The sequence below is a fragment of the uncultured Tessaracoccus sp. genome, assembly GCF_947255005.1.
In the GTDB taxonomy this organism is placed as follows: Bacteria; Actinomycetota; Actinomycetes; order Propionibacteriales; family Propionibacteriaceae; genus Arachnia.
The window spans coordinates 1-7,908 of the sequence record NZ_CAMYFI010000083.1 but is presented as its reverse complement, the minus strand read 5'-3'; the positions used below and the strand labels follow the sequence as shown (position 1 = coordinate 7,908).

Genomic DNA, 7,908 nt, shown 5'->3' with positions numbered 1-7,908 from the left:
TCTGCCGCGCGGCGAGCAACTACTTGGCACGGGCGCACAGAGTGCGGACCTAGCCCATTACGTCCACCACCAGACCGTTGATCGATATGACGTGCTACGCAGCCAACCGATCCAGCTCGCGGCTGACCAGCGCGTCACCACCGATGACGTTAACCTCATCTGGCAAATCGCCGCGAAATTCTACCGGCTGATCTTCATCGACACTGGCAACGACGAATCCGACCCTGTTTGGCTTAAAGCCGTCGAGCATGCCGACCAAATCGTCGTGCCCACCACTACCCGCGCAGACCACGCCGAAGCCGGAGCCCTGCTCCTCGACGCGCTGCACAACCGCGACGAGCACTCGCGTCAGCTCGCTACCAACGCCGTCGCCGTCGTCACTCAAGCCGACCCGCGCGCCAGCGCCACCGACATCGCCAACATCGTCGACGGATACTCTGGCTTGGCCCGAGAGGTCGTTACTATTCCCCACGATCCGGCGATCGTCGATGGCATCCTCCAGTGGGACAGCCTGCGTCCGAGCACGCAGCGCGCATGGCTACGCGCGGCCGCCGCCGTCGCGCGAGGACTGTGACGCGACACGCGAGGAACAAGGATAGTGGCGCTCGTGTACAGGTACAGCTAATATGTCTCTCATGACAACCGTTCGAAGACTGCCGCGAGGCACGCGGGTCGACCCCGTGCGCACACCATGGCAGATCGAGCGCTCTGCTAAGGAGCAGTTCGATGCTATGGCCCGCAACGCGGGCATGTCATCGGGTGCGTTCTTGGAGGCTGTTATCGATCACCTAGCCAGCGAGTTGACAAGCCGCGGGGTGCCCTCGTGGCTACCGCAGCCAGACCCCGATGAGGGGGAACTCCCCCTCGACGACCTAGACAAATAAATAAGGCGTCCCGCCCCTGGTGGGGCGGGACGCCAAAAGCTTTACACCTTCCGATCTGACCTGTTTGACGACGAGAACAGATCGAAGGTGTGAGACCAAAGACCACACCAAGGAGACGGACCAATGAACCGAACCCCAAGCACAGCCAAGGCGATACCTCTATGAAAGGTGCTTCTATGTTAGCAGGATCGGAAGCGCGTAGCGATGCGCCGCGCGTGGGCGTGGCGTGGGAGTTCACGCACGCGGTGAGCCCGCGGCCCGTTGTGCGCGTGGCCACGGTCGACTCCCACGGCGAGGTCCTCAACCAGTATGTCTCCCAGCGGGCCATCACTGACGATAAGCCTGCCCAGCCGTGGGCGGTCTACCTTGCCGATACCGATCGCTGTTTCCGCCTTCTCGCGTTCGACCTGGATGCCAAGACCACTGGCAGTGCCGCCGCGGCCGCGCGCGACGCTGACACGATCGCCGGACTCCTCGACGACGCCGGACTGACCGCCGTCGTGTGTGAGTCCGGTCCCGGCGGCGGCCGCCACGTCTGGACGGCCCTGGCTGAGCCCGCCGACCCGGAGAGCGTGGCCACACTCGCCCGACTGGCCCGCCACCTATGCCCGACCCTCGACATCGCCCCCCTGTCAAACCCTGCGACGGGTTGTGTGAGGCCCCCCGGTGCCCCGCACCGCTCCGGCGGATGCTCAACCGTCCTCTCCGGCGACACGAGGGCTCTCACGTCACCGACCGGCACCAGAGCACAGGTGATCGCCCTCGTCGAGCACCTGGCCCAACTCGTCGACGCCACCGCGCACACCCACACCCTCGACCAACACCGACCCCTCCCCGTCGACGAGCACGGCCGCCTCTACCTGCCCGGCCCACGCCGGCCCCTGCCGGCCGCCAGCGCCGCCGCCCTGTACGAGGACGCCGCCTGCGGTGACGCCTCCGCTGTGCTGTGGCGGGTCCTGCTCGGGGCCGCCTCAGCCAGATGGCGCTACACCGACATCGCAGCCCTCGCAGACCACTCCCCTGGCCTGGAGCACGTGCGCACCTGGCGCGACCGAGGCGACCGTCGGCCCAGGACCCGCACAGACGCCGAGCGCGTCCTGCGCCGCCAATGGGACAAGGCCGTGCGCCACGTGGCCACCAGCGGCCGCCAAATCGGAGACGACCCCACATTCGATGCACGCGCCGACGCGATCGCCGCACACGTCCGCCACATCCAGACCCGCGCCGACGCCGCCCCTGGACGATGGACCCGCGGAGGCGGACCCGCCGACCGACGCATCCTCGACGCCCTGTGCCTCCTCGGCCTCCAGGCCCTCCAGACCTGCGTCGAGGCCGACATCCGCCGCCTCGCCCTCATGACCGGCATCGGCCGCGAAACAGCCCGCACAGCCCTGCTGCGCCTCGCCGATGACGGATGGATCACCCGAGCAGCTGCGGCCACAGGCCCCCACGGAGCCACCTGGTCCATCGACCCCCACGACAGTTTCCACAAGGATGCAGACCGTGCCCGGTCACAAGCGGACCCGCGCCCCGAAGGGGCCGGGGCCGCTGAGAGAACCACCCTCCTCCATACCCTCACCCAGCGACTCCACGACGCCACCCACGACCTCTTCACCCCCTCCCCCGGGCTTGGCCCCCACGCAGGCAACCTCTACGCCAACACCACCACACAGCCCCAGACACTGTCTCAGCTCGCCCGAGCGACCGGAGAATCCCCCGAGGCCCTGAACCAGGTGCTCACCACGCTCACGGCCATCGGCGTCCTCCAACGTGATCACATCGGATGGCGCCGCGGCCGCACAGACCAGCGCGATCGCGCAGCACAACGCCTGGGCGTCGACGGCCGCCTCACCCAGCGAGCCCACCGCTACGCCCTCGAGCGCGAGCTATGGGCATGGTGGCAAGCAGAAGAGACCTGGATGCGCTCCCCCAAACGCCTCCACCCCAAGCACCGCCCAGGACCTGGCCAACTCGCCCTTCTGCCCGGCATCGGAACTAACACCTACGGCGCCCACCCCCGCAAAGCCGACGGCCGCGCCGACTACCGCGCCGCCCGCACCATCATTGAAGGCAACCAGAGCTCTCCGATGGCAACTGTGGGCGGCCCTTCGGGCCGCCCACAGGCGGCAGCATGATCGTCTGCGAACCCCGACCCCACACACCGCCAAGACAGCTCGCACAGCGCCTCACAGGGGCGATCTTTGCAGGCCCCCTGACGCACCTGTGGACGGCTCCGGCTGCGCCGGGGCCGGACCCGCCCACAGGTGGACAGCGGGACCCGGACCGGGATGTGGACAGCCTAGCGCTGCCGGCCAGGCTCCTTCGTCGCCCGACCGGGCCGGCAGCACGGCCTGCCCACATCCCCTCAGTTGGACCCCCACCTCACCATCGGCCGCACGACCGCCCGCACACAGGCCGCAGCCCCGCCTTCGACCCGAGTCATCAATGACGCTCCCGCGCCCTGTGTGCGCGCGAGTACGTCAGCGAGGAGCTGGGATACTCCGAGGCCCCCGTGTGTGTCGTCGAGGACGGCACCGGCGAGGATCACTGGTCAGGCTTCCGGCCCGACGAAATCGCCCGTGTGGCCGCCGCATAATGCTTGACCATCATCACCTCTGATAGTACTATTGGTGCTAATAGAGTAACACCGAACGAAAGGGCTGGACATGCCGACGACCTTTGGAGGTGCAGCGCGGCTAGACCCATTGACCCCTATCAACCCTGTTAGTACTGTTAGGGTCAGTATCACCAACCCAAGGAGGAACCCATGAGCTACATCATCCGCACCGGAAACCTGGCCGGCACCCCCGAGCTGCGCGAGGGAGAGCGCCGCCCGTACACCTACGCCCGCGTCATCGTGTCCGACCGCATACGCCAGGAGGACGGCAGCTACGCCGACGGACCGGCGATCGCCTACGACGTCCTGGTGAGCGGCAACCAGGCCGTGAACCTGGTCGCCGCCGCCGAGGCGAGCGGTAACATCCGCATCACGTTCGCGGGCCGCTACCGCGTCACCGAGTGGCAGGGGGAGCAGGGCACCCGCGTGCAGCACGAGGTCCGAGCCGACGAGGTGAGCGTGAGTCTGATCGGTCAGAAGGTGACCGTCGAGCGCTCCCGAGGCGACGCAACGCTCGACGAAAACACGCCGTTCTGATCCGAGCGACCCCAGGGGTGCGGTAGTCGATTCGTCGGCACCGCGCCCCTGACAGTACTATTGGCACTATTGGAGGTATCACCGTGACCGCTCAAATCTTCGCCCTCTGCAACCAGAAGGGCGGCGTCGGCAAGTCGACGACGACATTTCACCTGGCCCGCGCCGCGGTGCTGCGCGGCCAGCGCGTGCTTGTGGTCGACAACGATCCCCAGGGCAATCTGACGTCCGGCACGGCCGCCGAGCCCGTGGGGGAGGATCAGGCAGGACTGGCCGACGCGCTCAGTGCGCGCGCGCCCGAGACCATCCGCGACGTGATCGTGCCGGGAGTCTGGCCCGGCCTCGACGTCGTGCCGACGTCGGGAGTCACACTCGGCTACGTGCGCGACGAGCTCGTGATCGCCGGGGCCGGCCGAGAGGGCCGGCTGCGCGAGGCCCTGGCCGCCGTCGCCGGCGACTACGACGTGATCCTGATCGACTGCGCCCCATCGCTCGACCAGCTCACGATCAACGGCCTAACGGCCGCGCAGGGCGTCGTTGTCGTGACCCACTCGAAGCTGTGGAGCGCCAACGGCCTCGCCCAGCTGCTCGACACCATCGAGGGCGTGCGCGGCTACTACAACCCCGAGCTGCGCGTGGCGGGCATCATCGTCAACCAGCACGAGGAGAACACCGTCAGCGGAAAGACCTGGCTCGACGAGCTGCACCAGGCCGCCGAGTCTCGAGGGCTGAGCGTGCTCAGCCCGCCGATTCCGAAGCGCGTCGTCATCGCAGACGCCACCGAGGCCGCGCGCGGCCTCGACGAGTGGGGGAGTGTCGAGGCAACCGCGCTCGGCCAGTTGTACGCCGACCACCTGACCAGCATCGAAGGAGCCCTGTCATGAACCGCCCATCCCCCCGGAAGTCCTCACTGAGCGGATCGAGCCCGGTCACCCCGCCGCCGGCAGAGACGCCCGAGACGAAGCCGACACCGGCAGCCGCGCCCGTCACGCGCAAGGCCGAGGAACCGTCGACGAGCGGCAAGAAGAAGTGGCGGCACAAGGTGTCGTTCTACCAGGACCCGGCCGACACCGACCGGGTGCGAGGAGCGATCCTGCACACGATGGTGCAAGAGGGCAACCGGAACCTGAGCCAGTTCGTCAACGACGCCGTTATGGCCAAGGTTGAGGAGCTGGAAGCCAAGTACAACCACGGCGAGCCCTTCCCCGCCGTGGGAGCCCGAGAGCTGCCCCAGGGCGGCGCGGCCGCCGCTGGCGAGTAAGAACCCATGAAGGCGCGCGCCATCGCCAAAGTGGCCCTGCTGGGCCTGCTGGCCGGGTGCGCACCAAGCACGCCGGCCGCCTCGACGGCGACCGTCACCGTCGGCACCCGCCAGTTCCAGGTGGAGGTCGCAGACACTGCGGCCGAGCAACGAGCCGGACTCAGCGGACGAGCCGAGGTACCTGAGGGCGCCGGCATGCTGTTCACGTTCGCCGGCCGCGTATCCCTGGCCAGAGACCCGATAACGCACTACCCCGAGGGGATGTGGCGCTGTTCCCGGAGTTGTACGAGGCCGGCGAGGACCAGTAACGATCGTTTACGGGCGAAAAAAGTAGAGAGATAAACGCGGCAGGATACCGCGAGGCACTGGTGACCAGAACTTATGACCGAAACATAAAAAGACCGAAACTTGTGTGGCATGAGTTTCGGGTCAGGATTCGAGGCCGGGGGAGTGTTCAACGCGTACGCAAAGGTTCGCGAATCAAGAGTATAGCCGGGGCTATATTTATAGTAGAATAAGAATAGGAGGTGGAAGTCATGACAGTGATGGATATTCCGGTTGATGCGGTGGCGGCCAAGAAGGCGCGAGTCCGCAGAGATATGGGCGACTTGGACTACAAGCGTAGCGTGATGCGATTGAAGAGTGGCGGCGCAACGCAAAAGGCGATCGCGCAGATGATTGAGGTTGCGCAGCCGACAGTGCATAAGCTTCTCAAGAATGCCGCTACGGTTCCGATGCCGGTTGAGGGGTTCTCTGGGGCTGATCCGTACGAGATTTGTGAGCGGTATGCGGCCGATCTGATTAGCCGTGAACAGCTCATTGATGAGTTGAGTCGTTGGGAGTATGTGCCGCAGCAACGCCCGATCGACGAGTTTGATGATCTGCTCTTTGATGTTCCTGGCTCGATCGATGATCTTGAGCGCGCGCTCCGGAGAGGCCTGATCGACGATGAACTATTCGACGAGCTGCCAGACCTGAGGCAAAGAGCGTGACCCCAGAAGAACAACTGCACCATATCGGGCTTATTCGAGAACTTTCTAAGCCTGGTGGGGTACTTGATACAAACGGACCGTATTCGACCGTCAGGAACCCCGAGTGGTATCGACCGGACGGCAGGCCCACAGCGGCCCGCCGTGAGGTCCACAAGCGTATAAAAGCCGAGGTGATTAGTCGAGCTAAGGACGTGCGGCAGGAGGGTCGCGCCTTGGTGCTTGCTGGCCCTCCTGGGGCGGGCAAGGGCCGCGTGGCAGATGATGTTTTGGGCGACGATCGGGCTCATTACGTGAACGTTGACGCGGACGAGTTCAAGAAGCTCTTGTTACGTGAGGCTATCGCGGATGGTAGTTATGAATCGTGGATCAAGCCCGAGGTACTGCGCGAGCTAGAAGCTCAGGGGGAGCGATTCTATCCGCTCGAATTAGCTTCGCTGGTGCATGAAGAATCATCAAAACTGGCGAAAACCTTGCGCCAAGATTTGATCGAGACCCGGACGAACGTCATCGTGGATACGGTACTGGGCAGTGAAGGCACTGCGCGCACGATCGGGGAACAGTTCGCGGCCGCAGGCTACGAGGTGACCGTTATTGACGTTGAGGTGACCTTCGAAATATCCGAAGATCGCATTGAACAGCGGTGGCAAGAAGCGATGCGAGAAGCAGAGATCGGAGTCGCCGACGGGTTAGGTGGCCGATGGGTTCCCAGCACGTACGCTCGCCCTCTCTTTGAGACTGTGCATGGCCGTTCAAAATCGCAGGACGTCGCGGAGAAACTGGCAGCGTCTTGTCCAGTAGTGACACGTTATGAGCGCTACTACACGAGCCCCCAGGAACATGAGGCATCACAGCGCGAGGGACGGGCTGCGCGGCCCGTTCTTGAAGTTGCGAAAGTGCGTGAGAGGGCCGGTAGGCCGCTAGAAGTAAAAGCGGTAGCCGCCGACCGGACTGTCAACATCTCAGATCAGGATCGGCCGCAGGTAACGCGGGAACGGCTCAGTGATGAGATCACTCGACGGCTGAGAAATAACACGGGCGGGGGAGAAGGACCGACCATGAAAGGCCCACGGCGATGAGCATCATCGGCTATGCACGCGTCTCAACAGCGGATCAAAATCCCGAGGCGCAAATCGATGCGCTGCGCCAAGCGGGCTGCGCCCGTGTTTTCACTGATCATGCTTCTGGAGCGCAGGCCTCGCGGCCGCAACTCGACGCGGCCCTGGACTACCTGCGAGAGGGCGACACGCTCACCGTATGGAGGCTAGACCGCCTGGGACGGTCATTGCCTCATCTGATTGAAGTAGTGCAAGCGCTCGGTGATAGAGGTGTTGAGTTCCGTTCGCTCTCCGAAGCGATCGACACAACGACACCGACCGGACGATTGTTGTTTCATGTTGCCGGAGCATTCGCACAGTTCGAGCGTGACCTTATCCGGGAGCGAACGAACGCCGGTCTGGTGGCCGCGCGAGCACGCGGCAGACAGGGTGGCAGGCCCACCGTGATGACGCCACAACGAGTTGCTACGGCACAACAGATGCGCGCCGCAGGAAAGAGCATCGAGCAGATTGCAAATGTGTTTGGTGTTGGGAGATCCAGTGTGTCGCGGGCACTGCGCCGCGC

Annotated in this window: 10 protein-coding genes; all 10 read left to right on the top strand. The window is 64.9% G+C overall.

Features of this window, described 5'->3' with window-relative positions; genetic code table 11:
- Positions 1–574 (top strand): MinD/ParA family protein (locus tag Q0X61_RS11995; protein ID WP_367270745.1); only part of this gene is annotated, 574 nt, incomplete at its 5' end.
- Between the two features lie 61 nt (positions 575–635).
- Positions 636–884, top strand: a complete 249-nt coding sequence (locus Q0X61_RS11990) for a hypothetical protein (protein WP_297742959.1) — start codon at positions 636–638, stop codon at positions 882–884.
- Between the two features lie 176 nt (positions 885–1,060).
- Positions 1,061–3,019 carry a hypothetical protein gene (locus Q0X61_RS11985; protein WP_297742957.1) on the top strand — a complete coding sequence of 653 codons (1,959 nt, stop codon included), beginning with the start codon at positions 1,061–1,063 and terminating at the stop codon, positions 3,017–3,019.
- Between the two features lie 632 nt (positions 3,020–3,651).
- Positions 3,652–4,038 carry a single-stranded DNA-binding protein gene (locus Q0X61_RS11980; RefSeq protein WP_297742955.1) on the top strand — a complete coding sequence of 129 codons (387 nt, stop codon included), beginning with the start codon at positions 3,652–3,654 and terminating at the stop codon, positions 4,036–4,038.
- Between the two features lie 83 nt (positions 4,039–4,121).
- Entirely contained in the window at positions 4,122–4,919 is a 798-nt protein-coding gene (locus tag Q0X61_RS11975) for a ParA family protein (RefSeq protein ID WP_297742953.1), read from the top strand.
- A complete protein-coding gene (locus Q0X61_RS11970) occupies positions 4,916–5,296 on the top strand; it encodes a ParB family protein (RefSeq protein ID WP_297742951.1) in 381 nt (126 codons plus the stop codon). Before Q0X61_RS11975 ends, Q0X61_RS11970 begins: the two co-directional genes overlap by 4 nt.
- Positions 5,297–5,302: 6 nt before the next feature.
- Positions 5,303–5,638 (top strand): DUF192 domain-containing protein, encoded by a 336-nt coding sequence (locus tag Q0X61_RS11965; RefSeq protein ID WP_297742949.1) that lies wholly within the window; start codon positions 5,303–5,305, stop codon positions 5,636–5,638.
- A gap of 194 nt (positions 5,639–5,832) precedes the next feature.
- Positions 5,833–6,288, top strand: coding sequence for a hypothetical protein (locus tag Q0X61_RS11960; protein ID WP_297742948.1), 456 nt, complete (start codon positions 5,833–5,835; stop codon positions 6,286–6,288).
- Positions 6,285–7,364, top strand: a complete 1,080-nt coding sequence (locus Q0X61_RS11955) for a zeta toxin family protein (RefSeq protein ID WP_297742946.1) — start codon at positions 6,285–6,287, stop codon at positions 7,362–7,364. Before Q0X61_RS11960 ends, Q0X61_RS11955 begins: the two co-directional genes overlap by 4 nt.
- Positions 7,361–7,908, top strand: a 548-nt coding sequence (locus Q0X61_RS11950) for a recombinase family protein (protein ID WP_297742944.1), incomplete at its 3' end; no start/stop codon positions are given. The genes Q0X61_RS11955 and Q0X61_RS11950, both read left to right, overlap by 4 nt.